At 38.4% G+C, this 22,258-nt stretch carries 16 protein-coding genes and 1 tRNA gene; 13 read left to right on the plus strand and 4 right to left on the minus strand.

What is annotated here, in order from left to right:
• Nucleotides 1-2: 2 nt before the first annotated feature.
• Both DC487_RS09725 and DC487_RS09730 read left to right on the plus strand, forming a co-directional pair.
• Entirely contained in the window at nucleotides 3-716 is a 714-nt protein-coding gene (locus DC487_RS09725; RefSeq protein ID WP_116775783.1) for a hypothetical protein, read from the plus strand.
• Nucleotides 717-835: 119 nt separating this feature from the next.
• Nucleotides 836-923 (plus strand) — tRNA-Ser (locus DC487_RS09730).
• Nucleotides 924-1,340: 417 nt separating this feature from the next.
• Here DC487_RS09730 and DC487_RS09735 read toward each other — a convergent pair.
• Together DC487_RS09735 and DC487_RS17235 are read right to left on the minus strand one after the other, a co-directional pair.
• Nucleotides 1,341-6,299: a hypothetical protein gene (locus tag DC487_RS09735; RefSeq protein WP_116775784.1), complete on the minus strand. Its 4,959-nt coding sequence runs from the start codon at nucleotides 6,297-6,299 to the stop codon at nucleotides 1,341-1,343.
• A gap of 415 nt (nucleotides 6,300-6,714) precedes the next feature.
• Complete coding sequence (locus DC487_RS17235; RefSeq protein WP_165799063.1) at nucleotides 6,715-6,891, minus strand: hypothetical protein; 177 nt, start codon at nucleotides 6,889-6,891, stop codon at nucleotides 6,715-6,717.
• Nucleotides 6,892-7,411: 520 nt separating this feature from the next.
• Between DC487_RS17235 and DC487_RS09740 the strand changes: the two genes are divergently transcribed.
• The 7 genes from DC487_RS09740 (at nucleotide 7,412) to DC487_RS09770 (ending at nucleotide 16,817) form a co-directional block, all read left to right on the plus strand.
• A complete protein-coding gene (locus DC487_RS09740) occupies nucleotides 7,412-9,082 on the plus strand; it encodes an RNA-binding domain-containing protein (protein ID WP_116775785.1) in 1,671 nt (556 codons plus the stop codon).
• Between the two features lie 827 nt (nucleotides 9,083-9,909).
• Complete coding sequence (locus tag DC487_RS09745) at nucleotides 9,910-10,962, plus strand: patatin-like phospholipase family protein (RefSeq protein WP_116775786.1); 1,053 nt, start codon at nucleotides 9,910-9,912, stop codon at nucleotides 10,960-10,962.
• 123 nt (nucleotides 10,963-11,085) lie between these two features.
• Nucleotides 11,086-12,051 (plus strand): ROK family protein, encoded by a 966-nt coding sequence (locus tag DC487_RS09750; protein WP_116775787.1) that lies wholly within the window; start codon nucleotides 11,086-11,088, stop codon nucleotides 12,049-12,051.
• Nucleotides 12,052-12,139: 88 nt separating this feature from the next.
• Nucleotides 12,140-12,325, plus strand: a complete 186-nt coding sequence (locus tag DC487_RS09755) for a CsbD family protein (protein ID WP_066751133.1) — start codon at nucleotides 12,140-12,142, stop codon at nucleotides 12,323-12,325.
• Between the two features lie 260 nt (nucleotides 12,326-12,585).
• On the plus strand, nucleotides 12,586-13,560 hold the full coding sequence (sbnA, locus tag DC487_RS09760; protein ID WP_116775788.1) for a 2,3-diaminopropionate biosynthesis protein SbnA: 975 nt from the start codon (nucleotides 12,586-12,588) through the stop codon (nucleotides 13,558-13,560).
• Nucleotides 13,561-13,570: 10 nt separating this feature from the next.
• On the plus strand, nucleotides 13,571-15,412 hold the full coding sequence (locus DC487_RS09765; protein WP_116775789.1) for an FAD/NAD(P)-binding protein: 1,842 nt from the start codon (nucleotides 13,571-13,573) through the stop codon (nucleotides 15,410-15,412).
• Nucleotides 15,384-16,817, plus strand: a complete 1,434-nt coding sequence (locus DC487_RS09770) for an alanine racemase (protein WP_116775790.1) — start codon at nucleotides 15,384-15,386, stop codon at nucleotides 16,815-16,817. Before DC487_RS09765 ends, DC487_RS09770 begins: the two co-directional genes overlap by 29 nt.
• Before the next feature lie 336 nt (nucleotides 16,818-17,153).
• Here the strand turns inward: DC487_RS09770 and DC487_RS09775 are convergent, their stop codons facing one another.
• A complete protein-coding gene (locus DC487_RS09775) occupies nucleotides 17,154-17,552 on the minus strand; it encodes a helix-turn-helix domain-containing protein (protein ID WP_116775791.1) in 399 nt (132 codons plus the stop codon).
• 172 nt (nucleotides 17,553-17,724) lie between these two features.
• On the opposite strand from DC487_RS09775, the gene DC487_RS17420 reads away from it, so the two are divergent.
• Nucleotides 17,725-17,931 carry a SymE family type I addiction module toxin gene (locus tag DC487_RS17420; protein ID WP_116775792.1) on the plus strand — a complete coding sequence of 69 codons (207 nt, stop codon included), beginning with the start codon at nucleotides 17,725-17,727 and terminating at the stop codon, nucleotides 17,929-17,931.
• Between the two features lie 108 nt (nucleotides 17,932-18,039).
• On the plus strand, nucleotides 18,040-18,687 hold the full coding sequence (locus DC487_RS09785) for a hypothetical protein (RefSeq protein ID WP_133228482.1): 648 nt from the start codon (nucleotides 18,040-18,042) through the stop codon (nucleotides 18,685-18,687).
• A gap of 118 nt (nucleotides 18,688-18,805) precedes the next feature.
• Here the strand turns inward: DC487_RS09785 and gdhA are convergent, their stop codons facing one another.
• Nucleotides 18,806-20,140: an NADP-specific glutamate dehydrogenase gene (gdhA, locus tag DC487_RS09790; RefSeq protein ID WP_116775794.1), complete on the minus strand. Its 1,335-nt coding sequence runs from the start codon at nucleotides 20,138-20,140 to the stop codon at nucleotides 18,806-18,808.
• Nucleotides 20,141-20,470: 330 nt separating this feature from the next.
• On the opposite strand from gdhA, the gene DC487_RS09795 reads away from it, so the two are divergent.
• Both DC487_RS09795 and DC487_RS09800 read left to right on the plus strand, forming a co-directional pair.
• Nucleotides 20,471-21,067 carry an RNA polymerase sigma factor gene (locus DC487_RS09795; protein WP_116775795.1) on the plus strand — a complete coding sequence of 199 codons (597 nt, stop codon included), beginning with the start codon at nucleotides 20,471-20,473 and terminating at the stop codon, nucleotides 21,065-21,067.
• A gap of 78 nt (nucleotides 21,068-21,145) precedes the next feature.
• Entirely contained in the window at nucleotides 21,146-22,255 is a 1,110-nt protein-coding gene (locus DC487_RS09800) for a FecR family protein (RefSeq protein WP_116775796.1), read from the plus strand.
• Nucleotides 22,256-22,258: the final 3 nt, after the last annotated feature.

Raw genomic sequence — 22,258 nt, forward strand, 5'->3', positions numbered from 1 at the left:
ACATGAATTCTATATCTGTTCCTATTCTAGCAACGTTATTTTTCGCTGTATTACTCAATAATCCGGTTATAGCACAGCAGGGAGAAATTAATCAAGCGCAACGATCAAACGCGAGCGACTGCAAATGTCCCGAAAATATATATACCAGTTCTGCTCCAAATCAGGTATTTACCTATTCTAATGGGAAGAAAATAGTAGCTTGCGGTTACGTAATGGATGAGCAGCAACCAGATGTGTTATCCGAATTCGTGCTAGCAGAATGCGAAACTGATACCGTAATCGATTTCTGGGGTGCTATGACGATTTCTAGATTGGCGTTTAAACAGGATACGTTATTCGTACAGGAGTTATATGAGTTGCCTATCGGTGATGATTTTAAATCGCGCGAAATCGTATGGACGATAGAGAAATTTTCCTATAATGGTAGCCAATTAATGCGGGAAAAACGGGTGAATCACGACTTGATATTATATGACGACAATACGATCAAAAAAGTATTGGAGCGATACAAAGCTGCAGATGATGTTTTAAATGATGATAAAATGCTATTAGCAGATCAATTATTCACCGCTGCATTAAGTGGTCATACAAAAGCTAAATCTGCTTTCTTGGGTTTTCATCAGCGTTTCCCAGCATTAAGTGGAGCGTATCTACAACAATATCGTATTTTGACGGAGATGCTTACTGCATGGGAAAAAGAAGACGAAGCGCTTTAGATTACTGTTCTTCTATGAAATTACTTTGAAGAGTATAGAATCTTATTTTTTTACAACTAATAAATCTATTTTCAGCTTGTTTTCAATAGGGATAAATACTATATTTGCACTCCATTCACGGATAGGTGTCAGAGTGGTTGAATGAGCAGACCTGGAAAGTCTGTATACGGGATGACCGTATCGAGGGTTCGAATCCCTCCCTCTCCGCAGAAAAAATCCTTTGTCGAAAGACAAGGGATTTTTTGCATTATAGCCATTCGAACGGAAGCATAGGGCAGGGTTCGATCCAAAGGAGGTTTACGACTGAGTTTGGGGAATGTGCGCCTAAACCAATCCCTCCCTCTCCGCAAAAAAATCCTTTGTCGAAAGACAAGGGATTTTTTGCATTATAGCCATTCGAACGGAAGCGTAGGGCAGGGTTCGATCCGAAGGAGGTTTAAGACTGAGTTTGGGGAATGTGCGCCTAAACCAATCCCTCCCTCTCCGCATAACAAAGAGCAGCTTCAAGGAGCTGCTCTTTGTTATTTAAAGGCCTTTTTCTCTTCTTCATTTCAACGTAATTTTAAATAATATACGTTTTTTGGCAGAGTTTTGACAGCCTCTTTTAATTGGATAAAAGCCATTTCAAAAATCAAATGATTCGTATTTTATAGTTTGATCCATAAATTCTTTTAGTCTTTGATGAGCAAATGGTCGTATAATTGTCTCGTATACTGTTTCAACTTCCGTAGATATCATTTTTGAAATTTCGAAAGTCTTTTTTCCAGAAATTCCGTTGATCGACGCCCCTAATCGCAAGCCCATTTTTTTATCATATAATAAAAGGTATCTATCATGAAAAGGAGATTTTTTACCTTGATTCTGTGCTCTGATGAAAGTATTCTCTGGAGGATTATCAAGTGATTCTTCATACCATGCATCTTTATATGAACCTTTGGTAAAGTCCTCGTCTGGTTCTGCCTCTATACTACTTAAAACCGTAGTTGACGATTTATGACACCATTCGTCTACCTTCTTTAAAAAATGCATATCTCTCTTAGAAAAATATGGATCAACTATATAAATCTCTCTAGAATCACTATTTTTAACAAAGCTCTTAATAAAAGAGAATGCTTCGTCTTGCATCCCGGGATTAACAATTATACTGTTATTCCCTGTACCGATGTGATAATTCATTGCGCTAGAATTTTTGTTAGATATATTACAAATCAAGTTATAACATAACCTGCCATTGGCAGTCGCCGAATCATAAAGTGATAAAAGTAAATTGTCTTTATCGTCAGATTTAATAATATTCTCAATAAAAAACTCATACAAAGGTATTGAAAAGAAAAACGGCATAACTGATGCGGAATGTAGGAAAGAAATAGTTTCAGCATTATCTCTTGACTTTCTTTTGTCAGAATTAAGTTGTCCTAACAAACTCCAAGCTAGGTTAGATTTTTCACTTCTTTCCTTAATTTTACCAATATTGGAATAATCCGTTTGAGCCGAGTTTTCAAGATCAAGCTTTTCAAAATGATCATTCGCTGGTTCGGACATTTTTTTCCTTGCAGGGTCTGTATCAAGATTCGAGATTAATCGCTGAGCTATGTTTTTATCACATCTATAAGCAAGGTCGACAAGCTTTTTGAATGTTGGATATTGCTCGGTATCATCCAATTTATAAATATCTCTTTCGACTATCTTTATATATTGATTAAACATTTCGATAGATGATTTAGAAACAAGCTCGAGAGCAGCTTCATACATTGATATTCTTTCTTTTATAGATGGGATTTTTTCTATTTCTAAAAAAGCTAACTTATATAATTCGTTTCTCTTCTTTTTATTTGTTTCATATTCAGATCCAATATTAAGAAACACCACAGCTCTATCAGTAGTATTTTCAATAGCAGGCACCTGATTTTCAATTTCAGATAATTTTTTATTAATTTTTTCTAAGCTTGAATTATTAAAGACTTCTGTACAAGCTAAAGCACTTAATAAATAACCATCGTGTTTTATTCCCTTATCTTTATTAGGAAGCTTACGTTTGATCAAGTCTGTTAATTTTAAATATAAATCACCTTTTTGAATACGCGTAAAATTTGTCGGATTCGCTTTAGCTATTCTAGAAAGATTCCTAATGTAATGGTAAATCATAGAATCTGTCTCTGCATACTCTAAAAGTCCTAAATAATCAATTGCAGTTTGAAAAGTGAAATGAGCTGATCCACCTAATCCGTCATATGGATCTCTTTCATGACAGTTTGTGAGTAATACTGCAAAAATAATCGGTAGAATTATCTCTTTTTCCTCAGTATTCATAGAGTTCAAGTATAATTCTAATGTGGCAGGCTGGGATAAGTGGATTGCTGAAGCGACTCGTGTCAACATTCTGAAAAAATCATCGTGGTTGCAATCCTTCTTATAACTATCCAACGTTGGCAATAATTTTGAACTCACTATTTGCTTCCCAAGATCAGTCTTACCCGCTAAAGATAGGCGTACTGATAATTCAGCCCAGAGCATTAGTTGCTCACCTTTAGTAGGCACCTGTGTTATCAATGAAGATATCTTCTGATGGGTTAGATCATTACGCTTTACGAGGCCAGAAAATATTCTAATGGTTATTCGTATAGATTCGCACAGTAAGCCAAGATGTATCTCATCCTCAAATGTAGTATCCTTCGATGTACTTTCCGCTAAATCAAAATAATCTTCAGCTAAACATTTCTGATAACCACCTAGCGACGATGCAATTTTGTAGCCCATTTTAATTTTTTTTAATGGGTTTTCTATTTTTGAGTAGTGATTTGATAAGAACCTATTGAGTTTTTCTATTAACCCATCATATCGAGGTACGTATTGAGGATTATTTGTTTGAGGCATACCTAACAAAATAATACTAATAGATAACACACGACACCTAGCCTCATGATTTCCAATATTATCGATTAATGGCAGTAAATCAATTATAAACTTCTTATTGTTTTTAGATGTGTCCATCGATTCGTACAAACGAATAAAAACATGTTCTATTGCTTCAGATTTTAAACTTATAGACGATATCTGATTTATGAGATATTCGATATCATCATATTGCCAAATTACAAATTCATTATCCAGATAAGATTCCAAACAACACAAATATGCTCTCTCTCTTCTTTTTAAAGTATTAAGCTTAGAAGAAATGTTAAGTGCAAATCCGAGATCGAATTTTGACAAAATTTGCAATGTAGTTTCAATCTCCTCATACTGATTCGCAATTGATTTTAAAAATACATCCAAAAGTTTATCCATTTCACTTTTAAGGAAATTTTCATCTAAGAGTATATCATCAAGATTAAGTCTTGGGTTTACTCTCATTTCGCTGTACATCCTTAATAGATTAGAGTAGCTTTCTAGCTGTATACATACATCACCCTGATTATCAACAAACGAAATTAGATCTATAGTTCTATTATTTGCTAATTCAACATCCACATTCATCAGTGCCTCTACAATAACAATATGAAGCATGACCTTTCCCACAGTTGGTGAATTTATATTGAGCATAAGCTCATCGACTCTCCTAATCATAGATTTAACAAGATCCTCTTTTACAAAAAACTTTAGCGGAAAAACTATATCAAATAATGTTTCTGTAGAAGGTTTGATCGAAGAAGATTCCTGAGCTAATAAGTTTAATGTAAAATCCATAATCTCTTTAATATTATAACAAGTGGGATTACCTTTTATCCATTTTCTCATTAGAAAAATACGATCAGAAGCCTTCTCCACTTTTTTAATTTCATCGATTATTTCCTCTGGCATTACGTCGCTTATTCCGTAACCGATAGATTTCGCAAATTTGTCCACAAAGGACTCCTTTTTCGCAGAATCGTCTTTCATGCTAAGCGAGTCTTCATTCTGAATGTCTTGATTTTTATGGGCTATCATACCTATAATCCCCATTAGCCACTCTATTGAGTTATTATCAGATTTAAGATTTAGAGCTTTTTCGATCACATTAATCGCTTCATTCGGTAAAAAGTACGCTAGACCAATGGCAACTTCCATCAAATTTTCCCTCAAATAGCTTGCATCTACATCAGATAGAAGATCCTTGATTTCGCCAATAATTGCGGAATCCACTTCCTTCTTTTCTATCTTAGAATACTGAACGAAAAAAACAAGCATTTTCAATCTATCTTCCTTTAAGACAGAATTCGTTATAATACTTAAAGCATCTTCAGGCCTATCAAGGACAATGTATGACCTAATTTTATTTTTTCTGATATCGCTTGATTGTAATCCAGTAAGTACGCTGCGATGAAGCGAAAACCTAAATATTTCACCATAAGCATTTTTTATATTTTTTGCCGCTTTATATCCGTAATTAATTTGTTTTTTTATGTCAGAAAAGGACTTGCTATTAGAGATGATTAGGTCCAAATTATCTACAGTTAATAATTGCACTATGTTTCCCCATTCATTATTCTTTTGAAACAAATTAGGCAAATGAAGAATTGAATTTAAGTCGTCAACTGTTGTATAGAAATTTATAAGCCTACTATTGGTCTCATTCTCAAATTGACCTAATTTATGAATTGCAAATTGCCTATATGAGTTTGAAACAAATGTTACGTTATCCTCATTCTTAGTCAAAAATGAAATTTCTCCAATAGCATTCTCGACGTCAACTGGAGTAACATTTAAGATGCTGGCAATTCTATTTGTGCCTCTTACATTATCGTCGAAAGCAAGAACAGCAATGAGAAAAACCTTAAGAGATTCTAAATTTAAACCATCTATATTGGCTCTCTTCCATTCAATATCTAATAAGTCATTTTTTTCGGAGATACTAAAATCTTTAAGAAAATCATCTTTAGATATACCGCTATCAATGATCCGCTTTACCTGAGTCAAGCTTTCAGGGTGTCCCTTCCAGGTATCATGAACTTCACGTAGGAAAATTTGAGATTCGGTTGAATCATCTAACTCAAATAACTTCTTTGTCTCTGACTCAGTAAATCTTGGGACACGTAGAGATTTTGAGTTTTTTAACCAAGGAATAGGAAGAATTTTTCTTAATTCTTCTAAATTTCCTGATATCAAAAAATAAAAATTATTAGTATTCCAAGGTAAATTTTGAAGGATGTTTTTGAGTAATTCAAAGTCAGATTTATCTATCTGATCCAGGGCGTCCAAAATGAAGTATACAGGCTTGTTTTTTCTTCCTGGACTAGTTGTCAAATCAAATGTCAACTTATTAAATACAGATTCATTGATGTCGAATTCCGCGGGCGCCGCTTCGTTTTTGTTGAAAAAATATAATTGTCTACCGATATCCTCCATTAAATAATCCTGCCTGTATGACGCTCTATAAGAAGGGTTAATAAAAAAACTTATGGAGTCGAATAAGTGTTTTTGAGCAAATTGTAACATTAGATCTGTCTTACCACCCGCTTCTTTTCCCTCTATTACAACTACTTTACAATCTTTCTCAAACATGTCCTCTATTTCATTAACGAGATTCATTCTCGGAATTCTATTTTCATCGAAGATATTTTGATAAGAAGGAGAAAAGCTCCTAAGCGTTACGAGTACTGATTCCATAATTTTAAAAAATTCAATAATAATGTCATAGGTTATTTAAATAGGCAATTTGCGGATATAGATTTTATAATGTAAATCTTGATCTGGCGGAAATAAAGATAGCTTTATTTCCAAAGTGATAAAGATTAAATATTTTTTTTACCAAAAAGAAGAATTTTCAAAAAAAATAGCACTTGACATTTTCTTGTAAAGAAATACTTAAACATCAGATAAAAAAAGTATATCTCTTAATAGGAGAAACCATAATATGTAAAATCGCCTATTGGAATTTAGGGAAGCGCAATGCTGTAAGTCATACAATCAATTGCTAGGAAATTTGAGTAGTCCTGAGTTGTAAAATTATCGTGATTAAAGGATCTAAACCATTATATCTTTTAGTAAAATTGATCTTTTCATCAGTTTTACTTTATCTTCTTTAGATTGTTCCTTTTTTTACGGAATCAAAAAATGCTTTATGAATATCAGAAATCTGCTTATTCTGGGTAACAATAATCTGCTGCATCATAGTCAACATGTCTTTCAAAACAGACACCTCGCTTTGTAGTGCGGAGATCTGAGTAGATTGATCGATATGTTTGCGATTGCTCTTCATTATGATGATGCAATAATAGCACGATCTCAAACCGACAGCGATTTATATTTTTTTATTTAATCAATGAGATAGTTTAAATGCATTTTACTTAGTATTTAGATAATAATTATTAATCTGCATTAACCGATTATTGCTCGCCGACTGCGAGTTGAGCGATGGTCGCTGAAGAGAAGTGTGCTAGCACGATTCAGCGATATATACGAAAGTATACGAAGACCGTTGGTGACATTTTTGAAATGCGAGGAACGAGCTATCGATCAAAAATGATGACAACATCGAAGCCTAAGCGATCTGCAGGCTAGCCAAACTCCAAAGCGGTTGGATTTTTAATACGATTGTAAGGAGTATAGAAAAGACAGAGGAGTTTTTATGACGTAAAGAGTTGCCATAGCTTTAACTATGACAAACTGAAAAGATAAAAATGCCAGTAGTATGAAAATACTATTGGCGTTTTTATTTGTTTGGCGTATCTTAATAGCGGCAATTCGTAAAGGAATGCCATACTACCTACTGATATAAAATGGATTTTAATCGAATATTTGGCTTACTAAAAATAGAGCCTTCAGAAGCGCTAGAAAGTGAAGTAATAGAGTTTAAAAACTTCAAGGATTCTGCTGCATTGTTTAACTCAAAAGATCTATGTAATGAAATTGTAGCCTTTGCAAATACCTTTGGAGGTCACGTGATAATAGGTGTGAGAGATAGTTCTGAATTGACATCAACAAATTACGTCGATCAGCTTGTTGGATTTGATAATGTTGACGTGGACGTAACTAAGGAACGTTTATTAGGTAGAATCAAGCCCAAAATCAATTTATCAATAACTAGCTTCGAATTTGAGAAGAAAAAATACCTTATTATAAGCGTTCAGAAAAATAAGAATTCGTTAGTAAGCACCTCTTCAGGGAAAGTCTACGTGCGAGAAGGCAAATCAAGTGTTCCCGCTGAGCCCGACCAAATCCAGACTTTAGTTCATAATTTACAAACCTATGATTGGAGTAGTCAAGAAATTGATGTGTCAGATTGGTTGTCTCTGATAAATAAAACTGCTTTAGGTGAAGCAAAAAGTGATTTTTGCAGAAGACGGGGTATTCTATTAGAGCATCTAGATGATGTATCATTTTTTGAGAGTATTGGCGGTACTAAAAACGGAATACTGAATTATTCAGGTCTCTTATTTTTGGGCACATCGGAAGCGATAGAGAAATATTTAAGCAATTATGAATATAGGTTCTCATGGAAAACTGCTAATGGCATGTTACTCGTGAATGAAGTTTGGAATGATTGCGTTTGGAACTCAATTAAAAAAGTGAAGCGACATTTTGAGGAACTTAATAAGACTTTGGATTTTCAATACAAGGCAAATATTTATCATTTTTCACTATTAGACAGTCAAGCCTTTCATGAAGCATTTTTAAATTCTGTAGTGCATAGAGATTATTCGATAGATGGGATGGTTTCTATAAATTATGCAGGCGATGAGTTAATTATAACTAATCCTGGACAATTTTATGGAGGAGTAAATGAGGAAAATATATCATTTCATGAACCAAGACATCGTAATAAAATTTTAGCAAAATTGCTAATGACTTTTGAGTTAGTTGATAGGGCTGGTATGGGAGTTCTTCGCATTGGATTAAACTCTTTAAAGTATGGTCGTGATTTTCCAGTTTGGAAGCAGAATTTAAATAATGTTGAAGTCAGAATGCCTTCTGAATACATCAAGCCTGGCATCTTCGTATTAACACAAAATCGACTTAAGGACTGTTCTCTTACAGAACTTCTATTATTGAATAAGCTTCATGAAGTAGGTTTTGTTAGTATTTCCGAATTAGAACGCGATCTCAAAAAGAAATATCGTGATCCTTGGAAAGAGATTGAGAAGGCATTAAACAATGAGGATCTAATTAATTACATCGAATTAAAAGCAAATAATCAAAACGTTTTTATTACGACAACGGAAGCTGGTGATATTGCTTTAGACGTTTCGCGAAAATTTAAAGCGACTACTAATAGTGAAAAGCACGTAAAGCTCTTCAAGCACCTAAAAAAACATAAGTCAGCGAATAACGAGGAGATAAAAAACTTATTGAAATTCTCAAGAGCAAGTGTGACATCGAATTTTCTTAGCAAATTAGAATACTTAAAAAATACAGGAAAAAGTAGAAGTAGTACTTGGAGCCTTAAATAACTTCAATATCCCAACATCAAGCAGAAACCGGGGAAGTTTCAAACGATGATGTTGGGAGTGTTTATCTTTTAATAAATCGGTATAAGAATGCAATTGCGATAAATATTATCAGCAATACACAGGCAAGTATTAGAAAATAACTCAGAATATAGAATACCATAAGCATTACGATCAGAAAAACTGCAAATGACAATATCCATCTAAAGAATTCTCTGATCGGCTTATTTTGATTATTCATATGCTCCGATCTAGATTTCACCTTCAGGAATCTTAACGGAAGCATAGGGCAGGGTTCGATCCGAAGGAGGTTTAAGGCTGAGTTTGGGGAATGTGCGGGTTAAAGCATATATGCCATCTAATAAAAAAACCCTCTTAAAAGATGAGCTTTCAAGAGGGTTCATTTTTGTCATTTTGTATCAGTTGATACACCTTTGATACTAACGAATGTTAGTTGTAATTGTAGCGCAAATATAAAATTATTCTTCATCACAGGAAAGACGAAAAAGCGTAAAGCATGGCTAATTAGCATTAATTTGCTAGTAGCGCACTTGTTCTACCTAACCAGTTTTACAATATTTTACCTCCCATGTAATAATTCCCTCAACCAATATTACACACATATTGCCATAGTTTAGATGAGCTATCATATAGTAGATCAATGTGATAGTACAATTTAAAAAAAATCGAGAAACAGAACACACACCAATGCGTCTTGGGATTGTTTGAAGGAAGTAACTCATGTCATTCCTGTACTATATTTAATATATAGGCATGTAACGTACACAGATCTAATTCATATTTATTAACTTTATCGAAAAACACATAGTATGAAGCGGATCTTATCGATCGATGGTGGCGGGATTCGGGGGATAATTCCAGGAATGCTTTTATTATCCATGGAGCAAAGATTGCAAGAGAAAACCGGCAATCCCGAAGCACACCTTTCCGAGTATTTCGATTTCTTTGCAGGCACTAGTACTGGAGGTATTCTCACCGCTATCTTGTTATGTCCGCATCCTGATGACGCCACTAAGCCGCGCTTTTATGCCAAAGAAGCTTTAGACATTTACTTAAAGTATGGCCCTGCTATATTCTCCACTACACGCTGGCGTCGTTTTCTTAGCAAGTTTGGCTTCCTGACAGAATTATATGATGCTAAAATTTTAGAGTCTATCTTAGATAAGTACTTTGGTGATGTCAAGTTGAGCGAACTGCTCAAACCGGCTATCATGACCGCATATAATATCGAATTACGTAAGAATCATATATTTCGACAGCAAAAAGCAATTTCACATGGCGACACGCGTGATTTCTATATAAAAGATGTTTGTCGCGCGACGGCTGCAGCGCCCACTTTTTTCTCCGTAGCCGAAATCTTCTCCATTGCGGGTACGCGATTCCCCTTATTAGACGGTGGTGTATTTGCACATAATCCAGCCCTGAGTGGACTTCTGGAAATGCTTAAAACCTACGATACTTTTAAGATTGACGATGTTCATATTCTGTCATTAGGAACTGGTGCAGCCAAAAATGTATACAATTACGAAGACTTTAAAAAGAAATGGGCGATCTCCATTGGCCCCGCTTTGGTAGACATTATGACTAGCAGTTCCTCCGAAAGCAATGACTTTTTCCTAAGACAATTATTTCGGTCCGTCAAAAAATCACGACAATACACGCGAATAGAACCTGCCAACGTATCCTCGATATCCCAAGCAATGGACGATGCGTCTCCCGGAAATATTCAAAAGCTAGTCTCTCTCGCCGATAATGTAATTAGTGATTACGATGAAGTACTGAACAAGGTAGTAGATGACCTAATAATAGATAAGAAACAGCATAAAGACAATTCTATGTGGAATTTTCTTCGTAGGGATTAGCGGTGTGCGCGTATCATTTTTTTTATTTTACCATTTTCAAGTGTGTAAAAATCACACAAAGTACCTATATTAGCCATTGAGATACTCGAAAGTGGTATCCCCTAAAAACAAGAAATAAAAAAAATGTCTGTAGTGCAATCGGCTGAACGTGTAGTTCTTGGGATAGATATTGGAGGAACCAATACAAAATTTGGATTAGTGAATGATCAAGGTGTAGTGCTTGATAAAGGATCTATCCGAACCAATATTCATAAAGAAGTAAATGATTTTATTGACGCCTTATATGCGGCGGTAACTCCGTTGTTAGAAAAACATTTGTCGGGGAAAGCTTTGACAGGTATAGGTGTTGGCGTGCCAAACGGTAATTTCTATACAGGTACGGTAGAGTATGCGCCAAATCTTCCTTGGAAAGGCGTTATTCCATTTGGAGAATTAATCTCAGCAAAATTTGGTGTTCCCTGCAAAATCACGAATGATGCGAATGCTGCTGCACAAGGCGAGATGTTGTTTGGAGCTGCTCAAGGCATGAAAGATTTCATCATGATGACATTAGGGACGGGTGTTGGAAGCGGAATCGTAGCCAATGGCAGTTTGATCTATGGGCATGATGGTTTTGCGGGCGAATTGGGCCATACCATCGTAAAACCTGGCGGTCGTAAGCATTGGAGCACTGGGTCGGAAGGAAGTTTGGAATCGTATGCTTCCGCAACAGGTATCGCGATCACAGCTAAAAAAATGCGCGCGGAATTCCCCGAATCTATGCTCAACAATTACCCTGAAGATGCTATCAACTCAAAAACCGTATTTGAATGTGCCTCTCAAGGAGACGCTATCGCTATAGAAGTCTTCCGTTATACGGGTCAGAAATTAGGTGAAGCATTGGCCAACTTTGTTATGTTTTCTTCTCCAGAAGCTATTTTATTATTTGGTGGTGTGATTCGTGCTGGAGATTTTATTTTAAACCCTGCGAAATTGCATATGGAAAGAAATCTATTACCAATTTTCCGCAATAAGGTTAAAATCATATTCAGTGGCTTAGATGAGTCCGATGCGGCTATTCTAGGTGCCAGCGCGCTAATTCTGAGCTAAATCATAATTCACTCAAAAATTTGTGTTTTCAAGCAAACATAATATCAGTGTGCTTGTTGTAATACTAAACAAATTTAAGGAGGATATCATGAGTGAATTAACATGGAAAGGCCGTTGGAACGAGCTTAAAGGAAAAGTAAAACAACAATATGGTAAACTAACTGATGACGATTTGACTTACGCAGAAGGTAAGGAAGATGAGTTGATCGGCCGTTTGCAAAAAGAAACTGGTAAAACCAAAGAAGAGGTTGAAACCTGGTTGAACAAACTATAGATTCTGCTTTCCCTGAGCAGGGGACAGGTCAACGTAGAAAGTGCGGATTATATGTATAATCCGCACTTTTTTATTATAAGAAACCGTACTAATACAGCCTCTTTAAGCCCAAACCTACATCACATAAATTTGTTATTTAATTTGGAAGGCTGCTTTCGCAAATATCAAATACTGATGCAACCTTCTGTACGTTCGTTACCAAGAAGCGATATGGTGATCACAAAGAATGGAAAATAGACAATTTAGCAAGGGAGGTCACGATGCAACTCACACAAATTAAAGAAACTAAAAACGATATCTTATCGTGTATTGGCCATACGCCACTCGTCCGATTCAATAAACTATTTTTAGAATTGAATGCAACAGTATATGGCAAACTAGAAATGCTAAACCCCGGCGGGAGCATCAAAGATCGTACGGCACATAATATCATTCGCCATGCGATGAATCTTGGAAAGATAAACGCTAATAGCGTGATTATAGAATCTACCTCTGGTAATATGGGAATTGGTTTGGCACGAATCTGTCATTTCTATGGATTAAAACTATTTTTAGTAACCGATCCTCACATCAATCCATTAGCAGAGAAGATCTTGCGCACCTTCAACGCAGAGATTGTGAAAGTGTCTACAGATGATGGTACGGGAGGTTATCTTAATTCTAGATTGAAAAAGGTCGAAGAGCTACTACAGGCTATTCCAAATAGCTTCTGGCCAGATCAGTACCATAATATGGACAATCCGGCTGCACACGAGCAAACTTTTAAAGAGATTGTAGAAGATCTCGGGGCGGCACCCGATTACTTATTTATCCCGACCAGTACCTGTGGTACCTTGCGTGGATTTGCAGATGCGATCCAGCAAATGGGCGTGCATACGCGCATTGTAGCTGTTGATGCAGAGGGAAGTTTGATTTTCAAAGACAAGCCAAGTCCACGTCTCATTCCAGGAATGGGCGCAAGTCGCAAATCACACTTCTTAAAACAAGATCACGTACACAATGTCGTACATGTGAGCGATACAGAATGCGTCGCAGGTTGTCATCAACTGCTTGCTCAGGAAAGTATTTTGGCGGGTGGATCATCTGGTGCTGTCGTCAAGGCGATCGCTAGCTATCAACAAAAATTCTTGCCCGGACAGCAGATTGTGGCTATTATTCCAGACAATGGGGAGCGCTATTTGGATACCATTTATTCAACAGAATGGTTAGAAAAACATGGTCTAAAAAAAGATTAGGGCGTAGCGTATGATTTGGAAAAAAGAACATCTGTCTGCCGAAGCGAAACAGGCACCGAGCCTTATTAGCCATCTAATTACCAATATTGAGGAGCTCCATAGCCATACAAATCATAAAGACGCGAAACGTATTGGCATTGTTGGTGGTGGCCCAAAGGGGATGTATGCCTTGGAGCGCTTGCTACATACCGTGCAACAAGAGGCGTATGAAGAGCCTATACATGTTATCTGGTTTAATGAAAACCCACATTTTGGCAGTGGTAACAATTATTCGGTCTATCAACCTGATGATTTGCTCATTAATTACTGTATCGGCAATATTGATGGATGGCTACGTGATGACATCAATGAGCAGGTACGCGAACAGCTTTCTCTACGAGACTGGATCGCCAAATATCAGACAACCGATTCGGAAGTAACTCCTACGGATTTTGCTTCGCGCGGGTTAGTTGGTTTTTACTTACAGGATATCTTCATGCAGCTGCAGTCATCCCTGCCTCAGCAGGTCACTATATCGCTTATTGTGGCAGCTGTGCAAGACGTGTCATACACCAATCAATTCAAGATTTCTTTAGCAAATACCGATGACACTTTGTTAGTAGATTATCTCTTATTGGCAACGGGGCATTGTTACGAAAATGTTCCACCATTTAAGATCACAGGTGATACGGCGCCATTTGAGTATATGGCTAGCGCTTATCCGGTCAATCGCTTAGATGTTTTACCAAAAGGACAGTCAGTAGCTGTTATGGGACTCGGACTTACCTTTATAGATATCTGTTTGCAGCTGACCGAAGGGCGAGGTGGTGTTTTTAATGAGTTAGGCGAATACATTCCATCTGGCGAAGAGCCTGTTATTTATCCCTTTAGCCGAAGCAATTTACCTATTCAGCCGCGCGGTCCAATATACGGAGATTCGCGTTATGCCGTTCGTGCATACACGAAGCAAGTATTGCAAACTCTAGTGGATGAAAGATCCGATCGAAAAATTGACTTTCAGCAAGAAGTATTACCAATTATTAATGAAGAAATACAGTTTGCATACTACAGCACATTACTAGAAACATCTTCCGAAGAAAAAGTAAAACAATATATCAACGGTCTACTTGCTGATGAAATTTTCTCGATAGATCAGTTATTGTTTCCAGTAATGAAGTCCTTAGGAGACCGACACCAAAGCACTAAAGCTTATCTTGATGAAAGCATCAAAAGGGCAGAGGAGGGCGAGTTGCATCATCCATACATGGCGGCGACTGCTGTATGGCGCGAACTAACGCCGCAGATTGGTGAGTTATATAACTTTGGTGGATTCACAGCAGAAAGTCACCAATATCTAGATAAACAATTGTGGAGTGCATGCTGCCGCACCAGTTTTGGGCCACCAATCGCCAATATGAAAAAGATTAGCGCATTGGCCGAAGCTGGGATTATTCAGTTTACGATTCCTCCGCAATCACAGATTAGCTACGATACCGACAAACAAAATTTTGAAATCGGAACAGAAGAAGAGCAATACACTGTATCCTTTCTGATCGATGGCCGTATTGCGCGCAGCGAAATTGTTCGAAAAAATTCTCCATTGTACGATCGCTTACTTGAACGTGGATTGATCGAGATTTTTGAGAATGGTACTTACCAGCCAGGTTGCATTGCTATCAAGCAAGATGGTAGAACTACGGCTAAAATTGATAATCAGGAGATTCCGCTTTTCTTCTATGGTACGCCGACAGAAGGCATATTATTTGATAATGACTCTCTTTCTAGGGTTCGAAACAATTTGGCTAGCCCCTGGGCAGACCGGATTCTACAATTAATCGACACACATGACACTTACGCACAGCAAGAAAGATAATAATCACCTACCGCTTACACCGATCATACACCCATGGATCAAGGGTTTGGTGGCCAATGCATCATTATTACATGATGCTGTAGCAAAATTTAGTTCGCCACTTAACGTACAATCTTTAGTACCTTTTGAGGAAAATATTCGTGCCTTCAAGTCTATATTCGATAAATACCAGCTAAAACACCGTGTTTATTTTGCGCGCAAAGCGAATAAGTGCGTTACCTATACCAAACAGGCCGCAAAACTTGGCGAAGGAGTCGATACCGCTAGTTTTGAAGAGCTCGCGCAATGTCTGGAAGCAGGCATCAATCCGGCGCAACTAATATCAACCGCTGCCGTAAAAACGCAGCGATTGATGGAATTGGCGGTAGACAACCATGTGACGATCATCATCGATAATCTGGATGAACTTGCTTTGTTGGAAAAGGTCACCGAAAGTACGGGCAAGCAGGCCAACATTAGCCTGCGTGTAGGTGGTTTTACGATGGATGACCGTACATTGCACACACGATTTGGTTTCTCCATTTCGCATGCTCAAAAGTTGATATTGGAGAACTTAGCGCATCACCCGATGCTTAACTACGTGGGTTTACATTTCCATCTGAATGGCTATTCCATTCCAGAACGTGCCGCCGCTATCGGACAATGTATCCAGCTCATTGATTTGCTCGCAGCGCAAAACGTGAAAACTTTCCACTTGGATATTGGCGGTGGTTATCTCGTAAATTATTTGTCAGATCGCTCAGAATGGGAAAACTTTCATACCGAGCTCAAGCGCGCCCTACTAAATAAGCGCTCTGAATTGACGTATCGTAATGATCCTTTAGGAATCGTGAAGATCGAAGATACGCTACATGGCGAAGCCAAAGTGTATCCGTACTACAATGAAGTGCACAAAGAAGGATTTTTAGAAAGTGTATTGGCGAGTAACGTACAAGGATATGACCAGCCCATCCATCAGTTGTTGCGAGATCGCGAGATTGAAATGCGTATCGAACCAGGAAGATCACTTTTGGATCAGACGGGTATCACCGTAGCGCGCGTAGCATTTCGCAAACATGATTCTGATGGAAACCTACTAATCGGATTGGAGATGAATCGTACTCAGATGAAGAGTTCTAGCGCCGATTTTCTATTAGATCCGATTCATCTGCCGCAGAATTCAATCGACTCTTACGATGGTGAACAAGAAACCTTTGGTTATTTGGTAGGTGCTTATTGTTTGGAACAAGAATTTATTCTACTCCGCAAAATCAAGTTTCAAGCGATGCCAGTCGTAGGGGATCTACTAGTTTTTGTGAATACCGCCGGCTATATGATGCATTTCTTCGAATCGCAAGCGCATCAATTTGCACTAGCAGAGAATGTGTTTTACGAGGAAAATGAGAGGTTTAGCTTAGATAGTTGATCGGCTTCGCAAAGACGATACCTTCGTCATTATGAGGAGGCACGACATCCCCGTCATTACGAGGAGGTACGACGAAGTAATCTTCATTATTGTATAACACCTAGCATGGCAATAGATTGCCGCAGCCTCGTTCCTCAGCTTCGCAAAGACGATATCCCCATCATTACGAGGAGGCACGACGAAGTAATCTCCCTTGTAGAATAATGTGAAGAATGATACGAGATTGCCGCAGCCTCGTTCCTCGGCTTCGCAAAGACGTTGATTTAGTCATTTACGAGGATGAACGACGAACGCCCAAGGCAGCTCCGAAGGAAACCATTCTAGTACGACACAAAGCTACTTTCTATCGACTAATTTTTCCAATCGATCGATCATTTCCTGTTGCTGATGGAGCATCCGCTCGTACAGTTCCACAATTTTATCCAATGGATTAAATTGTGGAGGCTGATAAGTGGAATGGCTAATATGTTCTCGCGTCGCAAAGGTATTCGTAATGATCTCAAGAGCCGATTCATCATCCAGATTTTGAATAGCCTCCGTAGGAACTTTCAAAATCAGCGCTACCTGACTGACAGTTTCCAACGTAATAGTCTCTTTTTGTTCTAAAATAGAAACCTTCTTTTGATTCCACTCTTCGCCCAACGCAACTGCCAAGGCATCTTGCTTGATACCCAACATTTCGCGAAAACGCTTAATATTCCTGCCTTGATGTACATTCTTTACTTGATAACTCATAAAATATCTTCTCTTAGGTAGAGTATTGCTAAACAGCAATAATTGTATGAATGTAACCAAATAGCCTTCTAAATTATACGCCTATCGGCATAATATATTCTCAAATGTAGTTGGATAGCTATTAAAATACCTTTTAATTAGTCAGCATACATACCTATGTAATCTACTATATATGAAGAGCTCCAAAGATAGCGTCCATACAAGAAAACTTACCGTAAGTCGAAAATACGTTGCAAGCCAATTACGAAATGGACGTTATGATCCTAAAATCTTGATCGCTGGCCAATGGCTTTCCTCGTGCGGCTTTAATCCGGGGCATAAAATTGTATTAAAAGTTTCTCACCAAAAGATTGTGATTGAACAAGATAATAACCTGTAACTTCACTATCCTCAATGAGTTGCATACATTTAATACATAATTAATAAATTCCCTCGTCAAATCATTAAACTAAAGGGTTGAAAATAGAGTCGAAAAGAGAAATCGATTATGATGAAAAAACTCGCGCTAATCCTATTTCTCGCAGGTATAAATTGGGGACTATTTGCCCAAAGACAGGCAATAGATATCGATATATTTGGAGACCTAACGTATCGAAGCAATGACGGTGGTTATAGGGCAACATTAAAGAAAAACATCTTTGACGATCTCGTATTTAAGGATAATCAACGCAACGAAATCACCTACGAAAAGAAATACCTAGTGAATCAGTATCCTGGTATTCTATCCAATAACAATCAGAAACGTACGATATTTCTAGACTTGATCCGTGAGAATCGTAGGAGTGAAGATTACAAAGCCAAATACAAAATTGATATACTCGACAGACTTATTATTGAAGACAATCAAGGGTATAAACTAGAAGAGAAAAAGGATATTTTCGGTTCTATAGAGCGAAACGAGACCATCAACGGTCAGAACATACGCGTTCGCAGAACCTTCGGTGATGCATATGAATATACTAAGGGCTTAGATAGAGCTACATTAAAAAAGGGCATTGCCAACAAGCGCATTTATGAAGATAGCTTTGGCAATAAACTTGAATTTGCAGCAGAAACTTGGAAGCGATTGGTAGACCGATACGACTCCGAAGAAGATGCGTTTATTTTTTTAATAGATCAGTACTTCGTTCAGTAACTAAGTAGGTATGGGTATTTGAAAGAGCCGAAGCAGCATCGACGCCCCATAAAAAGTACAAAAGGCAGATTGTTCAATAACATAATCTGCCTTTTGTAGTAAAATGGTTTTTAATTTGCTAAACAGCGCCCTGATCCATCATTGCACCAGCGACTTTGATAAATCCGCCGATATTTGCTCCTTTTAAATAGTTGGGGATACTCGTTTTGCTATCCCCGTATTGGATACAGGTTTCATGAATATTTTGCATGATCTGCTTAAGTCGTTCGTCGACCTCTTCGCGTGACCAAGATTGACCGATCGAATTTTGTGACATTTCTAAACCAGAAACCGCCACGCCGCCGGCATTGGCCGCTTTTGCTGGCCCAAATAACACGTCATTTTCTTTAAACAAATGAATCGCTTTGGTCGTAGATGGCATATTAGCACCTTCTGCCACCAATATACATCCTGATTTTATTAAGCGCTCAGCATCTTCGCCATCTAGCTCGTTTTGCGTAGCACAAGGAAGCGCAATGTCGCAGGCGAATTGCCAAGGCTTCTCGTCCGCATGAAAAGTAGCCGATGGATATTTGGAGGTGTATTTTTCCAATTCGCGGCCCAATGTAGCAATATGGGCTAATTTTTCAGCGTCAAAACCGTCTTTATCATGCAGCGTTCCCGAACTATTAGATAGCGTAATTACTTTGGCACCTAATTCGATAGATTTTTCTGCGGCATATTGCGCGACGTTGCCGGCACCTGAGATACACACAACTAGTCCGCTAATATCTTTTTTCTGATGCGAAAGCATCTCTTGTACAAAATACAAAAGACCATAACCCGTTGCTTCCGGACGAATGTAAGAACCACCCCAAGCCGTATCTTTACCCGTCAGTACACCTGTGAAATGATTGCGCAAACGCTTGTACTGACCGAAAAGAAAACCAATCTCACGGCCGCCAACACCAATATCACCAGCAGGTACATCCGTATCCGAGCCGATATGTCGGTGCAGCTCTGTCATGAAGCTTTGGCAAAAACGCATAATCTCATTGTCCGATTTTCCCTTCGGGTTAAAATCAGAACCGCCCTTGCCGCCGCCCAGTGGCAATCCAGTCAAGCTATTTTTGAAAACCTGCTCAAACGCCAGAAACTTCAATATACTGAGATTAACCGTCGGGGAGAAGCGCAAGCCGCCTTTGTATGGGCCAATAGCACTGTTCATCTGTACACGATACCCACGGTTTACTTGTACTTGGTGATTATCATCCAACCACACCACACGAAAACTAACCACGCGTTCGGGTTCTGTAATACGTTCTACAATTTTCGCCTGCAACCAATCTTGGTGATTTTCTTGCATATAAGGGATCACGTCTTCCATGACCTCATCCACTGCTTGTAAAAATTCTGGCTGGTGTTGATTTCGTTCCGCAATGCTTTGAAGCATGCTTTCGTAAGTTTCTATCATCTATAACTTTATTTCTATGTTTTTGATTTGTACGGGAGTGTACACATAGCATCATAACAATATGCTATATGCAAATTAAGATTTATTCGATAAAAACCGCAAGGATTATCGGTATTAATTTCAAATTTTTAAATAGTTTCACAGCACATCTGCCAAAATTTTATTTTCTACCTAATAAAGGCGTAGTAAAGAAAAAATTTAGGGAGAAGGATGTCGTGAGCTACTTTCTTTTTTAATAATTTGATAACATAAGCAGCGGATGATCGCCCATCGTTTTTAGATATTTTTGTCCAAAATTCCCAACCCATTAGGGATTTTAGACACATCGGTATGAAAAGCGATTACCTAGAACAACAAGATGTACAACAACTGGTGTTAGGCGATGTAAGCGCCTTCAACCGTTTGTACGCGCATTACCACAAGCAGGTACACGCGAATATTTTGAAGTTGGTGCATTCGCCAGAACTGGCCAGTGAGTTGCTCCAAGATGTATTCGTATCCCTCTGGCAGAATCGTTTTAAGTTCGAATCCCGAGAATCCGTTGGCGGTTGGCTCTTTGTGGTGAGCTATAACAAATCCTTGAATAGCATTCGCCAGAAACTCAAAGAAACCGTCGAGTACGTAGCCGACTATCCACATCTGGCCATCATGGCCGATAGCGCCAACGACGATGAAGAACTCAACCGACAGCTAGCACTCATCGATGACGCTATTGAAATACTTCCTGCCCGCAAAAAAGAAGTATTTAAGCTGTGTCGCTACGAAGGTCGCTCCAAGGCAGATGTCGCAGCCCTGTTGGGCATCAGCCAGCAATCGGTGTCCGACTACCTGAAACAATCCAACAAAGCTATCAAGATGCACGTCATGCAGCACTATACATCCTATGTTCCAGAGGTAGTCTTACTGTTCTTTCTGTTGCAATTTTAAATATTCACTTTACAATTTGTTCATCATTACTTAACCTAAATAGGCATCCCCAAAGGGGCAACGTTGGTGTATTTACTCATGATGAAACACCAGATTGGAAAACGTATTACTGCTTTATGGAAAGGACTGTTGAGCCAGAGAGAGAAAGAAAATCTATTAGCAGATCTAGAGATACACGAAAGTGATCTGAAAAGTGATCTGAAGAAATCTTTTACCGAGGATAAGGAGCAAGAACAGGTCAATCTGCTATCCGATCCGGAATATGATGCCATATTGCGCCAAGTACATGCTAAGATTGATGTGCAAGAGCAGAAACCGCGTCGCATCTTCCAGCCATGGGCAGCTGCCGCAGCTATTTTGCTGCTAATTGGCGCCGCGGGAGTGATCTTCAACTATCAAAATCTGAAAGAGCCAAGTGCTTCATTCGCACAAGCGAATGCCCAACCAACAGATACGATCACCGTACGCAATACCACGTCACAGGATCGCATCGCCCGTCTTAAAGATGGTTCTGTGGTCACCTTATCCGCCGGTGCACAGCTCGCCTACGCTCGTCACTACGGTGAGTCAGATCGCGTACTTCATTTGCAAGGCAAGGCCACATTTGAGGTGGCACACGATACGGCTCGTCCATTCGTCGTGTGGACAGATAAGTACAGTACGACCGCATTGGGTACGGTCTTTATGATCGATGCCACATCGAAGCAACAAATTGATATCGCGCTCTTATCGGGCGAAATCGTGGTGAAGAAAGCAGCTCAAGCTGGTCGCGCCATGGCAGATCAATACCTAGCAGCTGGGGATAAGTTATCCATCGATCGCCAAAATGAAAGGTTTGTATTCATCCCAGCAAAGCAAATAAAGCCTACCAGTATACCACCAACAGTAGCACCAGAAGTCATACCCGTAGAACCCACCTTGGAATTTGCTGATGCACCACTACAATCGGTTTTTGAAACCATTGCGGTACGTAAACAAGTCCAAATTAGCACAACAGACTTAGATCTCGACGGATTGACATTTACTGGTGAGTTTCTAGAATCAGAGTCCGCTGCCGCAATGATTCGGGTGATCTGCCAGATGAACAATTTACACTGCGAAGAAACAACAAATGGCTTGATCATCAGTCATAAAAATCTTATAAATCAAACAGTTCCTACCGAAATAAAAAACCAAACAACAAATTAATAG

It is taken from the genome of Sphingobacterium corticibacter (assembly GCF_003076635.1).
Classification (GTDB): domain Bacteria; phylum Bacteroidota; class Bacteroidia; order Sphingobacteriales; family Sphingobacteriaceae; genus Sphingobacterium; species Sphingobacterium corticibacter.

What these genes read in the sequence shown, in the direction of transcription:
- DC487_RS17420 (WP_116775792.1), top strand. Translation starts at nt 17,725, where the DNA reads ATGAAGAGCTCCAAAGATAGCGTCCATACAAGAAAACTTACCGTAAGT.
- DC487_RS09755 (WP_066751133.1), top strand. Translation starts at nt 12,140, where the DNA reads ATGAGTGAATTAACATGGAAAGGCCGTTGGAACGAGCTTAAAGGAAAA.
- DC487_RS09740 (WP_116775785.1), top strand. Translation starts at nt 7,412, where the DNA reads ATGGATTTTAATCGAATATTTGGCTTACTAAAAATAGAGCCTTCAGAA.
- DC487_RS09775 (WP_116775791.1), bottom strand. Translation starts at nt 17,552, where the DNA reads ATGAGTTATCAAGTAAAGAATGTACATCAAGGCAGGAATATTAAGCGT.
- DC487_RS09800 (WP_116775796.1), top strand. Translation starts at nt 21,146, where the DNA reads ATGATGAAACACCAGATTGGAAAACGTATTACTGCTTTATGGAAAGGA.
- DC487_RS09750 (WP_116775787.1), top strand. Translation starts at nt 11,086, where the DNA reads ATGTCTGTAGTGCAATCGGCTGAACGTGTAGTTCTTGGGATAGATATT.
- DC487_RS09735 (WP_116775784.1), bottom strand. Translation starts at nt 6,299, where the DNA reads ATGGAATCAGTACTCGTAACGCTTAGGAGCTTTTCTCCTTCTTATCAA.
- DC487_RS09725 (WP_116775783.1), top strand. Translation starts at nt 3, where the DNA reads ATGAATTCTATATCTGTTCCTATTCTAGCAACGTTATTTTTCGCTGTA.
- DC487_RS09795 (WP_116775795.1), top strand. Translation starts at nt 20,471, where the DNA reads ATGAAAAGCGATTACCTAGAACAACAAGATGTACAACAACTGGTGTTA.
- gdhA (WP_116775794.1), bottom strand. Translation starts at nt 20,140, where the DNA reads ATGATAGAAACTTACGAAAGCATGCTTCAAAGCATTGCGGAACGAAAT.
- sbnA (WP_116775788.1), top strand. Translation starts at nt 12,586, where the DNA reads ATGCAACTCACACAAATTAAAGAAACTAAAAACGATATCTTATCGTGT.
- DC487_RS09765 (WP_116775789.1), top strand. Translation starts at nt 13,571, where the DNA reads ATGATTTGGAAAAAAGAACATCTGTCTGCCGAAGCGAAACAGGCACCG.
- DC487_RS17235 (WP_165799063.1), bottom strand. Translation starts at nt 6,891, where the DNA reads ATGAAGAGCAATCGCAAACATATCGATCAATCTACTCAGATCTCCGCA.
- DC487_RS09745 (WP_116775786.1), top strand. Translation starts at nt 9,910, where the DNA reads ATGAAGCGGATCTTATCGATCGATGGTGGCGGGATTCGGGGGATAATT.
- DC487_RS09785 (WP_133228482.1), top strand. Translation starts at nt 18,040, where the DNA reads ATGATGAAAAAACTCGCGCTAATCCTATTTCTCGCAGGTATAAATTGG.
- DC487_RS09770 (WP_116775790.1), top strand. Translation starts at nt 15,384, where the DNA reads ATGACACTTACGCACAGCAAGAAAGATAATAATCACCTACCGCTTACA.